The sequence below is a fragment of the Iodidimonas sp. SYSU 1G8 genome (genome assembly GCF_039655775.1).
Taxonomy (GTDB): Bacteria; Pseudomonadota; Alphaproteobacteria; order SMXS01; family SMXS01; genus RI-34.
Genome location: NZ_JBBYXJ010000002.1, coordinates 616,143 through 631,500 on the forward strand (window position 1 = coordinate 616,143; position 15,358 = coordinate 631,500).

The window sequence follows — 15,358 nt, forward strand, 5'->3', positions numbered from 1 at the left end:
GGGTTCTCAGGGTTGGAAAGCGCGGAACCTAAGGCGAAGGGCCGGGAGCGTCAATGTTTCAGGGCGCATGGCGCGGCGCCCGAAGCATCCTTATATTGGCGGCGATGTCGTCCCTAGAGCCCACGCCGCCGCTCCCGGACGCCCCGGCGCTCGCCGTGGGCTTTCGTGGCGGCGTTCTGGTGACGGCGGATGGCGAGGTGACGCCGCTGGGGCTCGGCGAGGCCGCCGTTCAGGCCGCGCGCGGCGGGGTGCTGGTGTGCCACGAGCCGGCGGTCAGCGCCCGGCTGGGCGCCGAGCCGCTCACCCGCGTGCTCGACGTGCTGGATCTCTATGCCTTCACCCGCCCCGCCAGTTTCTGCATTCCCACGCCCGGCGGCCTGGCAGCCGCGCTCGGGCTGCCGGCGCCCGGTCCCGCGCTCGAGGATCAGGCCGTGGCGCTGCACCGGGCGGCGGCGCGATTGCTGGCGCAACTGGCCGACCCGCGCTATCCCGACCGGCCCGAGGCGCAGCGTGTCGCCCAGACCATGGCCAGGGCAGGCTGGGTCTGGGGCCGGTATGTGACCGCCGCGCTTGGCGCGCCGCTGTCCGGCGGCGACGCGGGGACGGGGCTGGATGTCTGGCGCCGTCTGCCGCAATGGGAGGACGAAGCCCCGCGCCCGCCGCCCGACGATTATCCCGTGGGCGGCGCCGAAGTGCAGGAGCGGCTCACCGCCCTGCGTGGCCGGGGGGCCGAAGACCGCGAGAGCCAGCGGGATTACGCCGGCGTGATCGCCGCCGCCTTCGCGCCGCGCGAGATCGCCTCGGCGCCCAACGCGGTACTGGCCGAGGCGGGGACGGGCATCGGCAAGACGCTGGGTTACATCGCGCCGTCCAGTGTCTGGGCCCAGCGGAACAAGGGCGCGGTCTGGCTCTCCACCTACACCAAGAACCTGCAACGCCAGCTCGATCAGGAACTGGACCGGCTGTTTCCCGACCGGCGCGAGAAGGCGCGCAAGGTGGTCGTGCGCAAGGGGCGCGAGAACTATCTGTGCCTGCTCAATCTGGAAGAGGCGGTCGGACGGGCGCAGATGACGCCGGACAATCTGGTCCGGCTTGCGCTGATCGTGCGCTGGGCGCGCTATACGCGCGACGGCGACATGGTCGGCGGCGACCTGCCGGCCTGGCTGCTGCAGCGCATCGGACCGGGCCGTGCCTCGGGCCTCACCGACCGGCGCGGCGAATGCGTCTATTCGGCCTGCGCCCACTGGCGCACCTGTTTCATCGAACATTCCAGCCGCAAGGCGCGCGGCGCCGACCTGGTCATCGCCAACCACGCGCTGGTGATGATCCGCGCCGCGCTCTACGGGTCCGAGGAGGACCGGCCGACCCGCTATGTGTTCGACGAAGGGCACCATTTGTTCGACGCGGCGGACAGCGCGTTCTCGGCGCATCTATCGGGCCTCGAGGCGGTCGAGCTGCGGCGCTGGGTGCGCGGGCCGGAAGCGGGCGGGCGCAAGGGCCGCGCGCGCGGCATCGAGGCGCGGATCGGCGATCTGCTGGCCGATCATCCGGAATCGGAAAAACTCATGCGCGAGGCGATCCGTGCCGCCGCCGCTCTTCCGGCCGAAGGCTGGCTGGGGAGGATCGCCAGCGGCAGCGCGCAGGGCGCGGCGGAGACGTTCCTCGCCAGCGTGCGCACCCATGTCTACGCTCGCGCCCAGCGGCCCGACGATCCCTACACGCTGGAGGCGGCGACCCATACGCTCACCGACGCGCTGCGCGCCGACGCGGCGGCGCTGGAGCAGGCGCTGGCCGAGTTGGCCGTGCCCATGCAGCAGCTCGCCAAGGTCCTCGGCGCGCGCCTCGGTGACGAGGCCGAGGAGCTGGAGTCTTCGGAACGGACGCGCCTGGAGGCCGCGCGCAACGGCATCGCCCGGCGCATTGAGGGCATGGTGCAGCCCTGGCGCGCCATGCTGCGCGACCTGGAAAAGGGCACGGCGGAAGGGTTCGTCGACTGGTTCTCGGTCGAGCGCGGCGGGCAGCGGGAATATGATGTGGGCCTGCACCGCCACTGGATCGATCCGACCAAGCCGTTCTCCGACGTGGTGCTGGCGCCGGCTCACGGGGTGGTCGTTACCTCGGCGACGCTGCGTGACGAGGTGGCCGAGGACGACGATGGCTGGCGCAACGCCGAGGTGCGCACTGGCTTCAACCATCTGGTGCTGCCGGCGCGCCGCTCCAGCCATGCCTCGCCCTTCGACTATGCCGCGCAATCCCGGGTGCTGGTGGTGCGCGACGTGAAGCGGACCGATGCCCAGCAGGTGGCGGGCGCGTACCGGGCGCTGTTCGAGGCGTCGGGCGGCGGCGCGCTGGGCCTGTTCACCGCGATCAACCGGCTGCGCGACGTGTATGGCCGAATCGCCGCGCCGCTGGCCCAGCGCGGCATCGGGCTTCACGCCCAGCACGTGGACGCGTTCGATCCGGGGACCCTGATCGATATCTTCCGCGCCGAGGCCAATTCCTGCCTGTTGGGCACGGACGCGGTGCGCGACGGGGTCGACGTCCCCGGTGAGGCGCTGCGGCTGATCGTCTTCGACCGGGTCCCCTGGCCGCGCCCCTCGATCCTGCACCGGGCACGCCGCGACGCCTTTGGCGGCAACCGCTATGACGACATGCTGACCCGGCTGAAGCTGAAACAGGCTTTCGGCAGGCTCATCCGCCGGGCGGGCGACCGGGGCCTGTTCGTCATGCTCGACAGCGCCATGCCGTCGCGGCTGCTGACCGCCTTCCCGGAGGGCGTCGCCGTCGACCGCGTCGGTCTGGCGGACGCGGTCGAGATCGCGCGCGGCTTCTTCGCCGCCGAAACGGTAGCGGGATAGTCATTGAAGGCCTTCCCCGCCGATCCTATGTTGACGCCGTCCACAACACTCGCAGGGATGATTTCGTGAGCGATCCGGTTCTGACGCCGCATTCGGCGATGGTGTATCTGATGGTCATGGTCGCGGCGGCGGATGCCCGCATGAGCGACGCCGAGATCGCCGCCATGTCTCATTCCGTGGCGGATCTGCCGGTGTTCCGGGGCTATGACCGCGCCAAGCTGCTGACCGCCGTTCAGGCGTGCGCCGACATTCTGGAGGACCGCGAGGGTCTCGATACCGTCCTTGCGCTCGTCTGCGACGCACTGCCGGAGACGCTGCGCGACACCGGTTACGCCATCGCCTGCACGGTGGCGATCAGTGACGGTAAGGTGGGGCAGAAGGAACTCCGGCTGCTGGAGATGATCCGGGAAGCCCTGGGCATCGACCGCCTCGCCGCCGCCGGCATCGAACGCGGTGTCGCGGCCCTGCACCGGAGCGTGCCGGCCTGAGGTTTAAAAGCCGGGCGCCTCTCCCACATTCACACCAACGACACGCTCGACGACTATGGTTCGGCACGCCCCGAACCGGAGAGACATCCCGATGAAGCGTTTGCTGCTGTTGCGCCATGGCAAGTCCGACTGGAACAATCCGGATCAGCCCGACATCGAACGGCCCCTCAATTCGCGGGGACAGCGCGCGGCGGCGCTGATGGGCGCCTATATGCGCCAGCGCGCCATGACGCCCGATCTGATCCTGTCCTCCTCCGCCGTGCGGACGCGGGAGACGGCGCAGCGCGTGCTTGCGGCGCTGGAGGCCGAGGTGCCGCTGGAGTTCGTGCCGGCGCTGTATCTTGCCGAGCCCAAGACCATCATCGATACCGTGTGCGCCGCGCCCGACACGGTCGGCACCCTGCTGCTGGTCGGCCACAATCCCGGCATGCAGCTGGCGGCGCTCAAGCTGTCGGGCCGGAACAGTTCGGGCCGGCGCGGCGATATCGAGGACAAGTTCCCCACCGCGGCGCTGGCGGTGATCGAGTTCGACGCGGCGACCTGGAGCGGGGCCAGGGACGGCGATCTGGTCGCGTTTGAAGTTCCCAAGGCGCTGGTCTGACCATGAGCCGCGTCCGCGGGCCGCGTTGATTTTGCCGCCGGTCCATGGCCTGATGGCCGGCCTTGGGGAACGGGCGGTGGAGCACGATGGCGGCGGCGGACGAGGGCATGGTGGCTGACCCGGTACAGGAGCCGGCGCGCGGGCCCTTGCCCGAGAAGGAGCTGCGCCTTGCCATCGTGTGCAGCGGCGGCATTTCTCTCGCCGTCTACATGCACGGCATCGTCAAGGAAATCCTCAAGCTGGCGCGCGCCTCCAAGCTGTACCATGCGGCGCCCGACATCGCCCTCAAGCACAAGCGCACCTTCGAGGACCTGCCGCCGGTGCGTGATCGCGCCATCGATACCGAGGCGGTCTATTTCGAGTTGCTGCGCGAAATCGGCCAACGGCTCGACCTGCGGGTGATCGTCGATGTGATCGCCGGGGCCAGCGCGGGCGGTATCAACAGCGTGCTGCTGGCGCGCGCGCTGGCGCATGACCTGCCGTTCAACGCCCTGCGCGAGATGTGGCTCACCGGCGCCGACGTGGATGCCCTGATGTCGGAAGGCGCGCGGACGGGCTGGGGCGACCGAATGTTCTGGCCGCTGGTGCGCTGGGTGGCTGGCGACAGGCTCAGCGACATCGAGATGGACGCCGAGGTCTCGGCCAAGCTTCGATCCATGATGCAGATCGTGCGCCTGCGTCCGCCTTTCGACGGGGAACGACTGATCGAGTCGCTGATCGCGGCGATGGAGGCCATGGGCGGTCCGCGCCATCCGACGGATTCGCTGATCCCCGCCGGTCTGCGGCTCGACATGTATGTCACACTGACCGATTTCTTCGGCTATGCCCGGTCCATTCCGCTGTACGATCCACCCCGCATCGAGGAGCGCGAGCACCGGCACCGCCTTCATTTCCACTACCGGCGCTGGACCGACGGGCAGGTCGAGACGGATTTCGACATGGCCAGCATTCCGGCCCTGGCCTTCGCGGCCCGCGCCACCGCCAGCTTCCCCGCCGCGTTTCCCCCGGCCCAACTGGGCGAGGTCGACAGGGTCATGGCGCGGCGCGGCGGGAAGTGGACGGCGAAGGACCGTTTCCTGCGCGGCAATTTCCGCCCCTATCTGATGGCGGGAATGGATCCGGAGAAAACCTCGTTCATTGATGGCAGCGTGCTGAACAACAAGCCTTTCGGCCCCGCCATCGAGGCGATCGGCCGGCAGCCGGCCTACCGCCGTGTCGACCGGCGGCTTGTGTACATCAATCCCAATCCCGCCGATACGCCGCCACCGCCCACCGGAAAGCCGCCGGGCGTGCTGCGCACGCTCAAGGCCGCGCTGTCGGATATTCCCCGGAACGAACCCCTGGCCGACGACCTGGCCTGGGTGGAGGAACTGAACATCCGCACGCGCCGGACGCGCGAGGTCGTGGAGGCGGCGCGTCCCGACATCGCGGCGGCCGTCGACAAGCTGACCCGCGGCAAGCTCGAGGCGCGCCACCTCACCGCCCAACAGGTCGCCGATTGGCGGGGCCTTGCCAACGCCCAGGCCGCCGAACAGTCGGGTTTTGCCTACAAGGGGTATCTGCGCCTCAAGCTGCACGCCGCCGTCGCCCAGACCGCCAAGCTGGCGGCCGATCTGTGCGCGCTCGAGCACGCGACGCCGGCGGCGCTCTTCATTGAAGACGCGCTGCGCGCGTGGGCCATCCAGCGCCATGTGCTGCCCGGCACGGAATGGGCGCCGGAAACCGGCGACCTACGGCACGACGCGCCCGACTGGGTGCGGCTGCTGCGCAATTTCGATCTGGATTTTCGCAACCGGCGCATCCGTTTCGTCATCCAGGCCCTCAACGGCCTGTACGGCAAGGTCGGCCACACCGCCGACCTCAACGCCCATCGCCTGGATTATCTCAAGGGGCAGTTTTACGACGTGCTGGACGCGCTGCGGAGCCGCGACGGCACGGCGGCCATCAGCCTCGACGCGGCCAACCGGGTGCGGGATGTCTTCGGGCGCGCCGTCGCCGGTGATTTCGATCCGGCGGCGGGCGCCGCGTTCGGCCTCGCCAACCTGGAGTCCATTGACACCATCGTGTCGGGTATCGCGCGGGACATCGACCTCGAGGCCATGAACCGGCGCGCCGACGATATTTTCGCCGGGATCGAGCATGTCGGCGCGGCGGGCCTCATCCGGCGCGAGTTGCTGGTCAGCTATCTGGGTTTCTCGTTCTGGGACATGATGACGTTCGCGGCGGGCGTGTGGGAAAGCGAGGGCAGCTACAACGAGATCCGCGTGTCGCGCCTCAGCCCGCAGGACTGCAACGCGATCCGTCCCGGCGGACCGGAAGAGGTGCTCAAGGGCGTCAAGCTGGGCAATTTCGGGGCGTTTTTCAAGCGTGCTCACCGCGAGAACGACTACCTCTGGGGCCGTCTGCACGGCGTGGACCGGCTGATCGACATCGTCGCCGACGCGGCGCGGGTCGAAGGGGTCGATCACACGCTGAACGTGGCGGCGCTGAAGAAGAAGGCGTTCCGCATCATCCTGCAGGCGGAGGCGCCCTTCCTGCGCGAGAGCGAAGCGCTGATCGAGGAACTGGAGCGCGAGATCGAGGAGCTCGCCGGTTAGGCGACGTGCACGATCTTGTAGATCCGCCTGGTGAACAGCCATTGGCCATCCCGCTTGCGCAATTCGTCATCATACCGGCCGCGCACGCGGATTTCCTTGCCGCTGTCGGGATCCTTGTAGATTTCCGACGTGTAGACCCGTGCCGTCGCATTGCCGCCCTCGACCTCGATCGCGCCGGGCGTGGCGATATAGATCATGGGCTCGGCGTAATCGGTCATCGACGCATATTGGGTCATGGAGGCGACCCAGCCGTTGACGATCGCCTCGCGTCCGATGAACTCCTCGTGCCCCGGCACCTCCGGCAGGCTCCAATAGGCATCCTCGGCCCAGACGGCGCCCCAGGCGTCGGCGTCGCGGATCATGACCGCGTCGGCATAGGCTTCGATCAGTTCGCGAATGAGGATGCGATCCTCGAGAGGTCCGGTGAAGGGCATGGCGATCTTCCAGGCAAAGTGTCACAGGCGGACAGGGTACCATAGGCCGCACCCCCTAGAGGATGCCTTCGCGGCCGACGCGCGTGATTGACGTATGGTGCCCAGGCACCGCAGTGCATAGCATCTTTTCATGGTTCCATAGCGGGGGACGGCGTCATGCTCGTATTCATGGATTTCGAGGCGTCCGGTCTGACGGACGACAGCTATCCGATCGAGGTTGCCTGGGTCTTCGAGGATGGGCGCACCGGCAGTTATCTCATCCGTCCGGCGCCGAACTGGACGTCCTGGACCGACAGCGCCGAGGATACCCATCGGATTACCCGCGAAACCCTTGCCGAGAAGGGCGAGCCCGCCGCCGTCGTCGCGCATGCCCTGGTCGACACCCTCTCGGGTCACGACCTCTTCGCCAGCGCGCCGACCTGGGACGGCAAGTGGCTCGGGGACCTGCTCGAGGCGGGCGGCTTTCCGAGGCAACTCCTGAGACTGCGCGATACCGAGGAGGCTCAGGCCGAAATCATCGCCGACATGCTGGGAATCGACCTCGCGACCGCCGAACGGCCGCCGGGCGAGGAGCTGCCATCGATGGTGGAGGACATCATGGTGATGGCCGCGATGCGCGAGCGCCGTATCCATCACCACCGCGCGCTCGACGACGCCGAGGAAGAACGCCGCCGGTGGTTCACCGTGCGCGACATGGCCGAAAAGCAGAAGAGCGGGATGGCGGGATAATCCGGACTCCGCGCGGCACGGCCCGCTCGATCACCGGTACTGCTTGTTTGACCCGTGGGTCTTCATGCACTCTGATTGTCGGATATTTGATCATCAATCAGAAAGAGCCAGTGCATTGAAAACCTATCGGGACAAGGTCGTCGTCATCACCGGCGGCGCTACGGGAATCGGGTTCTCCTTCGCCAAGCGCTTCGGCGCCGATGGCGCGAAGCTGGTGATCGCGAGCCGCCGCAAGGACAAGGTCGATGAGGCTGTCCAGGCGCTCAGGGACATGGGCTACCAGGCGGTGGGCACGGCGTGCGACGTGTCGGAGCTCTCCCAGGTCGAGGCGCTCGCCGATTTCGCCTGGGAAAGCTGGGGCCGCGCGGACGTCATCATGAACAATGCGGGCATTGCCCAGAGGCCGACGCCGATCATCGCCACCGCGCCGGAAGACGTCGAGCGCGTCATGCGGACCAATTATTTCGGGGTCTGGTACTGCTGTCACGTCTTCGGCAAGCGGTTCATCGAACAGGGCACGCCGGCGGCGATCTACAATGTGGGCTCGGAGAATAGCTTGGCGAATTTCGTCTTCATAGCCGGGACCTACGAGGCGTCGAAGCACGCGCTCCATGCCATGACCGACGCCATGCGCGAGGAAGTGCCGGATTTCATCGAGGTCTCGTTCGTGGTGCCGGGGTTCGTCTCCTCGGAGATGACCGATCCCTTCGGCAAGGGCCTTACCATGGATACCGACCGCTATACCGGCATCGCGTTCCCGCAATTGCAGGCGGGCGAGTTCTATGTCGTGTCACATGCCTACAACATGAAGCGGATCGACGACCGCTATCAGGAGATCAGCGCGGCCTACGCCAAATACGCGCCGCGCTACGAGGGCGACGATGAATTCGACGCCCGGTCACTGATGGCGAAGATCCGGGCCCGGATGCAGGGATAGGTTCGCGGTCTCGCGGTTCAGATATCATCGCACCGCGCCGGGTCGTAGCGCCACGCCCCTCATTCCCGCGTTCCCCACAATGCCGGTCCGAACGCCGCCGGTGTTTGACCGTGCAGCGGACGCGTTCTCCAAGGCGCAGGTGGAATAAGGATCGTTTCGGGTCCGAACGAGACGATTGCCAAAGTCCGACAACGGGCTCAGGATGGTAAGGGCGCCGCCACTCACGGCGCCTTGTCGGGCCGACACAATCTGTTTCACCGCTGCCGGGCAGGATCGGTGCCGCCGAGCCGCTCCCTGCAGGGTTCTTCATGGGGGGCGTCGAGATGAGCAGCGTAGGGGCTTTGTACAAGCCGAAAGCCGTAAGCCGAGCCGTGAACCTGTTCTCACTGGCCGTGGTGGTCGGGGTCGCGATGGTGGCGGCCGATTTCTTCCATTTCAGGTCTGGACTGCTGGAGACGGCGCCACTGGCCGTATTCGCCGTCATCTACGCCCTCGCCACGGCGTTGACCATGATGGTGTCGAGCCGGATGGGTTTCGCCCGCCTAGTGTTTCTCGGGCTCTACCTGATCGTGCTCGTACCGGCGATCTACGAGATTCTGGCCATGCTGGAAAAGAACGTGGTGATTGCCCTGCTTCTTGGGGCGCAACTGGTGCTCGCGGCGATCGGCTTCCTGTACCTGTTCCGGCGCCACGCCACGCTATGGTTTGGCGACGCCGGCAACGGCTGACCCCACCGAGTTCTCCGGCGCCGGGTCAGACGGTAAAGCTCTCGCCGCAGCCGCAGCGGCCCTTTTCGTTGGGATTCATGAACAGGAAGCCCGAGAAGAACTTGTCTTCCTGGTAGTCCATCTGCGAGCCCAGGATGTACATGACCGCCTTGGGGTCCACATAGACCCTGCCGCCTTCGGTCTCGACCACGTCGTCGCCGGGCTTGGCCTCGTCGGCGAAGTCCACCTTGTAGCTCAGGCCGGAACAGCCGGCTTCCTTGATCCACACGCGCAGGCCCGCCGCCTCCGGGCGCTTGGCCATCAGCGTCTTGACGCGGTCCACCGCGCGGTCGGTCAGGGTAATGATGCCTGCTGCCATGATCGTGTCTCCTACAACATGCCCAGTTCGAGCTTGGCCGCCTCGGACAGCTTGGTCATGTCCCAGGCCGGTTCCCAGACCAGTTCCACGTTCACCTCGTTGACGCCGTCCACCTCGCGCACCTTGGCTTCCACCTCGGCGGGCATGGATTCGGCGACCGGGCACATGGGCGTGGTCAGGGTCATGGTGACCTTGACATCCTTGTCGGCCGAAACGTCCAGACCATAGATAAGTCCGAGTTCGTAGATGTTAACCGGTATTTCGGGATCATAGATCGACTTCAGCTTGTCGACGATCTGATCGCGCAGGCCGGTATCGGGCGCCGTCTCGCCAGGACCGTCCAGAAATTCGTCCAGAAATGTCTCGCTCATTCCGTCACCACCGTTGTATCGGCCTGTTCCAGGGCCGCGTTCATCGTATGCCAGCCCAGCGTGGCGCATTTTACCCGCAATGGGTAGTCGCGCACGCCGGAGAAAACCGCCAGCTTGTCCAGCGCCTCGAGCTGTTCCAGCGTCACATCGGCCTCGCCGGTGATCATGGCGTGAAACTTTTCGAACAGGGCGTGGGCGTCCGCTTCGCTCCGGCCCTTCATGGCCTCGGTCATCAGCGAGGCGCTGGCGACCGAGATGGCGCAGCCGGCGCCCTCGAACTTCACGTCCTCGACGATGCCGTCCCGAACCTTCACATGAACGTCGAGCTTGTCGCCGCACAGCGGATTATGACCATGGGCCTCGCGGTTGGCGCCGTCGAGCGGGCCGAAATTCCGCGGCTTGCGGCCATGGTCCAGGATCACTTCCTGATAGAGTTCGCGCAGGTCCGACATCAGGCGAAAATCTCCTGCACCTTGGCGATGCCGCGAATGAGCGCGTCCACATCGTCGAAGTCATTGTAGATGCCGAACGACGCGCGGGTGGTCGCCGGCACGCCGAAACGGTCCATGACCGGCTGGGCGCAGTGGTGACCGGCGCGGACGGCGATACCCTCGAAATCGAGGATGGTGCCGACATCGTGCGGATGGACGCCGTCGATGGCGAAGGAGATCACCGCCGCCTTCTCGCGCGCCGTGCCATAGATGGTGATGGCGTTCAGTGCCTGGAGCCGTTCCGTGGCGTATTCCAGCAAAGCGTGTTCGTGGGCCAGCAGCGCCTGCCGGTCGAAGCTCTCGATGTAGTCGATGGCCGCGCCGAGGGCGATGGTGCCGGCGATGTTGGGCGTGCCGGCCTCGAAGCGGGCCGGAATATCCGCATAGGTCGTCCTGGCGAAGGTCACCGTGGCGATCATGTCGCCGCCGCCCTGATACGGCGGCATGGATTCCAGGATCGCCGCCTTGGCATACAGCGCGCCGACGCCGGTGGGGCCGTAAAGCTTGTGGGCGGAGAAGACGTAGAAGTCGGCGTCCAGCGCCTGCACGTCGACCGGCATGTGCGGTACCGCCTGGCAGCCATCCACAAGCACCTTGACGCCGTGTTCGTGGGCGACCCGGATGATCTCGGCCATGGGCGTGATCGTCCCGAGCGCGTTCGACACATGGGTCATGGCGACCAGCTTGGTGCGGCTGGTGAACGCCTTTTCATAGGCTTCCCAGACCAGCTCGCCGGAATCCGTGATCGGGATCACCACCAGTTCGAGACCGGTCTGCTCGCGCAGCATCTGCCACGGCACGATGTTGGCGTGGTGCTCCATCTCGGACAGGATGATCTGGTCACCTTCCTTGATGTTCTGGCGGCCCCAGGTCTGCGCCACCAGGTTGACCGCCTCGGTGGCGTTGCGCACGAAGACGATCTCGCGGTCGCTGGCGGCGTTGATGAACTTGCGCACCTTGGTCCGCGCCTTGTCATAGGCGGCGGTGGCGCGCTGGCTCAGATCGTAGACACCGCGGTGGATATTGGCGTACTCGGCCTCGTAGACATGCCGCTCGGCGTCGATGACCTGGCGCGGCTTCTGGGCGCTGGCGGCCGTGTCGAGGAACACCAGCCGCTTGCCGTTGCTCGGCAGCGACAGGATCGGAAAGTCGGCGCGGATGCGCGCGACATCGATCTGGGCCTTGGGCAGCGAGAGACTCTCTGGTGCCGTGCTCATGACAGGTGCCTTCCATGCAGCCAGCCGCCGACGCCGGTGGAGACCATGTCGCGGATCTCCGTCGAGCCGATCCGCTCCAGCACTTCGACGACGAAGCCCTCGACCAGCAGGGCGCGGGCGGTTCTTTCGTCGAGGCCGCGCGCCTGCATGTAGAACAGCATGTCCTTGTCCAGCTCGCCGACCGTGGCGCCATGGGCGCATTTCACGTCGTCGGCGAAGATTTCCAGCTCGGGCTTGCTGCTCGCCTCGGCGGTGCGGGCCAGCAGGATGTTGTGATTGGCCTGACGCGCATCGGTCTTCTGCGCGTCCGGGCGGACGATGACCTTTCCCTGGTAAACGGCGTGCGCCTGATCGTCCAGCACCGCCTTGAACATCTGGTCGCTGGTGGAGTTGGGAACGGCGTGATCGAGAATGGTGACGTTGTCGTGCAGCTGCTTGCCGCGGCCCAGCGAGACGCCCGCCAGCCGGCAATCGGCGCCTTCCCCGAGGACGTTCACCCGGGTTTCGTTGCGGGCGATCAGGCCGCCCAGCATGATGGTAGCGCTGTCGAAGCGGGCATTGGCCGCCAACTGCACATGGTTCGATGCGATGTGATAGGCGGCGGCGCCTTCGCTCTGCTCGCGGACATGATCGATCTGGGCGCCGGGCTCGAGGAAGAACTGGTTCACCACATTGGTCCAGTAGGTGTCCTTCCCGCCGAAATAGCCCTCGGCGAGGGTGGCACGCGAGCCCGCACCGGCAACGATCACGTTGCGGACTTGCGCCATGCCGGTCTGCTTGGAGAAGAACAGCAGGTGGATCGGCGCTTCGACGGTCACGCCCTCGGCGATGCGGATGACGGCGCCATCGTGCATCAAGGCGGTGTTCAGCGACACCAGCGCGTCGTCCGGCGTTGCGCCGGCGGCCTGGGCCAGCCGCTCGGACAGCTCATCGCCCCGCGCCAGTACCTTGGCCAGACTCTCGATGGTGACGCCAGGCGGCGCCTGCTCGACGTTCGACAGGGCCGTGTCGATCCGGCCGTTGACGAATACCAGTGTCAGCGCGTCGGGAATGAGATGGGCGGCGATATCGGCCGGCGTCAGGTCGGTGAGGCCGGCGGGCTCGAAGCCAGCGGTGCTGATGCCGCTCAGGCGCGTATGCCGCCATGCTTCCCGCTTCATGCCGGGGAAGCCGTGGGCGGCGTAATCGGCGAACGCCCGCTCGCGCAGCGCCGCCGCGCCAGGCAGGGCCGGCTTCAGGCGCGCGAACTGATCGGCGTAAGGGACGGGCTGGACGGTCATGGCTTACGCGGCCTCCGCGTCGGGCACGTAGTTGACATAGCCGTCGCGTTCCAGCTCCAGCGCCAGTTCCTTGCCGCCCGAGGCGACGATACGGCCCTTGGCGAGGATGTGCACGAAGTCCGGCTCCACATAGGACAGCAGGCGCTGGTAATGGGTGACCAGCACGGTGGCCTTGTCCGGCCCGCGCAGGGCGTTGATGCCCTTGGAGACGATTTTCAGCGCGTCGATGTCGAGGCCGGAATCGGTCTCGTCGAGCAGCATGAGATGCGGATCGAGCATGGCCATCTGGGCGATCTCGTTGCGCTTCTTCTCGCCGCCGGAGAACCCCACATTGACCGCGCGCTTAAGCAGGCTGTCGTCCATTTCCAGCAGCGCGGCCTTCTGGCGCAGCAGCTTCAGGAAATCGATGCCGTCCAGCTCGGGCAGGCCGCGATGACGGCGCACCGCATTGGCGGCGGTGCGCAGGAAGGTCATACCGTTCACACCCGGCAGCTCGACCGGATACTGGAAGCCCAGGAACACGCCGTCGCGGGCGCGCTCGTCCGCCGACATGGCGAGCAGGTCCTGGCCGCGATAGGTGACCGAGCCTTCGGTCACGTCATAGCCGGCGCGGCCGGCGAGGACGTAGGACAGGGTCGACTTGCCCGAGCCGTTCGGACCCATGATGGCGTGGACTTCGCCCGCGTTCACCGTCAGGTCGATGCCTTTGAGGATGTCGTTGCCGGCGACAGTGGCGTGCAGATTCTTGATTTCGAGCATGGTCATTTCCGTTTTCTCCAGCGCCTCAGCCGACGCTGCCTTCAAGGCTGATGCCCAGCAGCTTCTGGGCCTCGACCGCGAATTCCATGGGCAGGTTCTGCATCACTTCCTTGCAGAACCCGTTGACGATCATCGACACCGCCTCTTCCTGCGTCAGCCCGCGCTGCATGCAGTAGAACAGCTGGTCCTCGCTAATCTTCGAGGTGGTCGCCTCGTGTTCGATCTGGGCGCTCGGATTCTTCACCTCGATATACGGCACCGTGTGCGCGCCGCACTTGTCGCCCATCAGCAGCGAATCGCACTGGGTGTAGTTGCGCGCGTTCTCGGCGCCGGGCATCACCCGCACCAGGCCGCGATAGGTGTTCTGTCCGCGGCCGGCCGAAATGCCCTTGGAGATGATCCGGCTGCGGGTGTTCTTGCCGATGTGGATCATCTTGGTGCCGGTGTCGGCCTGCTGCATGTTGTTGGTGATGGCGACCGAATAGAACTCGCCCACCGAATTATCGCCCTGCAGGATGCAGCTCGGGTACTTCCAGGTGATGGCCGAGCCGGTCTCGACCTGGGTCCAGGAGATCTTCGAGTTCACGCCCCGGCAGGCGCCGCGCTTGGTGACGAAATTATAGATGCCGCCCTTGCCGTTCTTGTCGCCCGGGTACCAGTTCTGGACCGTCGAGTACTTGATCTCGGCATTGTCGAGGGCGACCAGTTCCACCACGGCGGCGTGCAACTGGTTCTCGTCGCGCATGGGCGCGGTGCAGCCCTCGAGATAGGACACGTACGAGCCTTCGTCGGCGATGATCAGCGTCCGCTCGAACTGGCCGGTATCCTTGGTGTTGATGCGGAAATAGGTGGACAGCTCCATGGGGCAGCGCACGCCCTTGGGCACGTACACGAAGGTCCCGTCCGAGAACACCGCCGAATTCAGCGTGGCGTAGAAATTGTCGGACACCGGCACGACCGAGCCCAGATACTTGCGGATCAGCTCGGGATGGGTCTTCACCGCCTCGGAGAACGAGCCGAAGATGATGCCCATCTCCTCCAGCTTCTTCTTGTAGGTGGTGGCGACGGAGACCGAGTCGAACACGGCGTCGACGGCGATGTTGGCCGAGCCCATGACGCCCGCGAGCACTTCCTGCTCCTTCAGCGGAATGCCCAGCTTGGCATAGGTGTCGAGCAGTTCGGGATCGACCTCGTCGAGGCTCTTGGGGCCGTCCTTCTTCTTGGGCGCGGCGTAGTAGTGGATGTCCTGGAAGTCGATGGCCGGATAATGGACCTTCGCCCATTCCGGTTCCTCTTCCTTGCCCCACTTGCGGAACGCCTCGAGCCGCCACTCGAGCAGCCATTCCGGCTCGCCCTTCTTGGCGGAAATCATGCGGATCACGTCTTCATTCAGGCCCTTCGGCGCGACATCCATCTCGATGTCGGTCACGAAGCCGTGCTTGTACTCGCCGCTGATATCCTTGACGACCTGTCGGGTTTCGGTGGTGGCTGCCATATCCTCAGGCTTCCT

At 66.3% G+C, this 15,358-nt stretch carries 15 protein-coding genes; 7 read left to right on the forward strand and 8 right to left on the reverse strand.

Annotated features, from left to right (window positions below):
- Nucleotides 1–53: 53 nt before the first annotated feature.
- The 4 genes from WJU17_RS13990 (at nucleotide 54) to WJU17_RS14005 (ending at nucleotide 6,544) form a co-directional block, all read left to right on the forward strand.
- Nucleotides 54–2,858 carry an ATP-dependent DNA helicase gene (locus tag WJU17_RS13990; protein ID WP_346328016.1) on the forward strand — a complete coding sequence of 935 codons (2,805 nt, stop codon included), beginning with the start codon at nucleotides 54–56 and terminating at the stop codon, nucleotides 2,856–2,858.
- Between the two features lie 65 nt (nucleotides 2,859–2,923).
- Nucleotides 2,924–3,346 (forward strand): tellurite resistance TerB family protein, encoded by a 423-nt coding sequence (locus WJU17_RS13995; RefSeq protein ID WP_346328017.1) that lies wholly within the window; start codon nucleotides 2,924–2,926, stop codon nucleotides 3,344–3,346.
- Between the two features lie 91 nt (nucleotides 3,347–3,437).
- A complete protein-coding gene (locus WJU17_RS14000; RefSeq protein ID WP_346328018.1) occupies nucleotides 3,438–3,947 on the forward strand; it encodes a histidine phosphatase family protein in 510 nt (169 codons plus the stop codon).
- Between the two features lie 86 nt (nucleotides 3,948–4,033).
- Nucleotides 4,034–6,544 carry a patatin-like protein gene (locus tag WJU17_RS14005; protein ID WP_346328019.1) on the forward strand — a complete coding sequence of 837 codons (2,511 nt, stop codon included), beginning with the start codon at nucleotides 4,034–4,036 and terminating at the stop codon, nucleotides 6,542–6,544.
- Here WJU17_RS14005 and WJU17_RS14010 read toward each other — a convergent pair.
- On the reverse strand, nucleotides 6,541–6,978 hold the full coding sequence (locus tag WJU17_RS14010) for a nuclear transport factor 2 family protein (RefSeq protein ID WP_346328020.1): 438 nt from the start codon (nucleotides 6,976–6,978) through the stop codon (nucleotides 6,541–6,543). The genes WJU17_RS14005 and WJU17_RS14010 overlap by 4 nt on opposite strands.
- Before the next feature lie 156 nt (nucleotides 6,979–7,134).
- On the opposite strand from WJU17_RS14010, the gene WJU17_RS14015 reads away from it, so the two are divergent.
- The 3 genes from WJU17_RS14015 to WJU17_RS14025 all read left to right on the forward strand — a co-directional run bounded on the left by WJU17_RS14015 (nucleotide 7,135) and on the right by WJU17_RS14025 (nucleotide 9,372).
- Nucleotides 7,135–7,707, forward strand: a complete 573-nt coding sequence (locus WJU17_RS14015) for a transcriptional regulator (RefSeq protein WP_346328021.1) — start codon at nucleotides 7,135–7,137, stop codon at nucleotides 7,705–7,707.
- Between the two features lie 115 nt (nucleotides 7,708–7,822).
- Nucleotides 7,823–8,644, forward strand: a complete 822-nt coding sequence (locus tag WJU17_RS14020; RefSeq protein ID WP_346328022.1) for an SDR family NAD(P)-dependent oxidoreductase — start codon at nucleotides 7,823–7,825, stop codon at nucleotides 8,642–8,644.
- 323 nt (nucleotides 8,645–8,967) lie between these two features.
- Entirely contained in the window at nucleotides 8,968–9,372 is a 405-nt protein-coding gene (locus WJU17_RS14025) for a hypothetical protein (RefSeq protein WP_346328023.1), read from the forward strand.
- Nucleotides 9,373–9,397: 25 nt separating this feature from the next.
- Here WJU17_RS14025 and WJU17_RS14030 read toward each other — a convergent pair whose 3' ends face one another.
- From WJU17_RS14030 to sufB, 7 genes are read right to left on the reverse strand one after another with little or no spacing between them, the layout of a single operon-like run.
- Nucleotides 9,398–9,730, reverse strand: coding sequence for an iron-sulfur cluster assembly accessory protein (locus WJU17_RS14030; protein ID WP_346328024.1), 333 nt, complete (start codon nucleotides 9,728–9,730; stop codon nucleotides 9,398–9,400).
- Nucleotides 9,731–9,741: 11 nt separating this feature from the next.
- A complete protein-coding gene (locus WJU17_RS14035) occupies nucleotides 9,742–10,101 on the reverse strand; it encodes an SUF system Fe-S cluster assembly protein (RefSeq protein WP_346328025.1) in 360 nt (119 codons plus the stop codon).
- Nucleotides 10,098–10,553 (reverse strand): Fe-S cluster assembly sulfur transfer protein SufU, encoded by a 456-nt coding sequence (gene sufU, locus WJU17_RS14040; protein ID WP_346328026.1) that lies wholly within the window; start codon nucleotides 10,551–10,553, stop codon nucleotides 10,098–10,100. Before sufU ends, WJU17_RS14035 begins: the two co-directional genes overlap by 4 nt.
- Nucleotides 10,553–11,809: a cysteine desulfurase gene (locus WJU17_RS14045; RefSeq protein WP_346328027.1), complete on the reverse strand. Its 1,257-nt coding sequence runs from the start codon at nucleotides 11,807–11,809 to the stop codon at nucleotides 10,553–10,555. Before WJU17_RS14045 ends, sufU begins: the two co-directional genes overlap by 1 nt.
- The gene (sufD, locus tag WJU17_RS14050; RefSeq protein WP_346328028.1) at nucleotides 11,806–13,089 is read right to left on the reverse strand and encodes a Fe-S cluster assembly protein SufD; all 1,284 of its coding nucleotides are present in this window, start codon (nucleotides 13,087–13,089) and stop codon (nucleotides 11,806–11,808) included. Before sufD ends, WJU17_RS14045 begins: the two co-directional genes overlap by 4 nt.
- Before the next feature lie 3 nt (nucleotides 13,090–13,092).
- Nucleotides 13,093–13,848: a Fe-S cluster assembly ATPase SufC gene (gene sufC / locus WJU17_RS14055; RefSeq protein ID WP_346328957.1), complete on the reverse strand. Its 756-nt coding sequence runs from the start codon at nucleotides 13,846–13,848 to the stop codon at nucleotides 13,093–13,095.
- Nucleotides 13,849–13,873: 25 nt separating this feature from the next.
- A complete protein-coding gene (gene sufB / locus WJU17_RS14060; RefSeq protein WP_346328029.1) occupies nucleotides 13,874–15,343 on the reverse strand; it encodes a Fe-S cluster assembly protein SufB in 1,470 nt (489 codons plus the stop codon).
- Nucleotides 15,344–15,358: the final 15 nt, after the last annotated feature.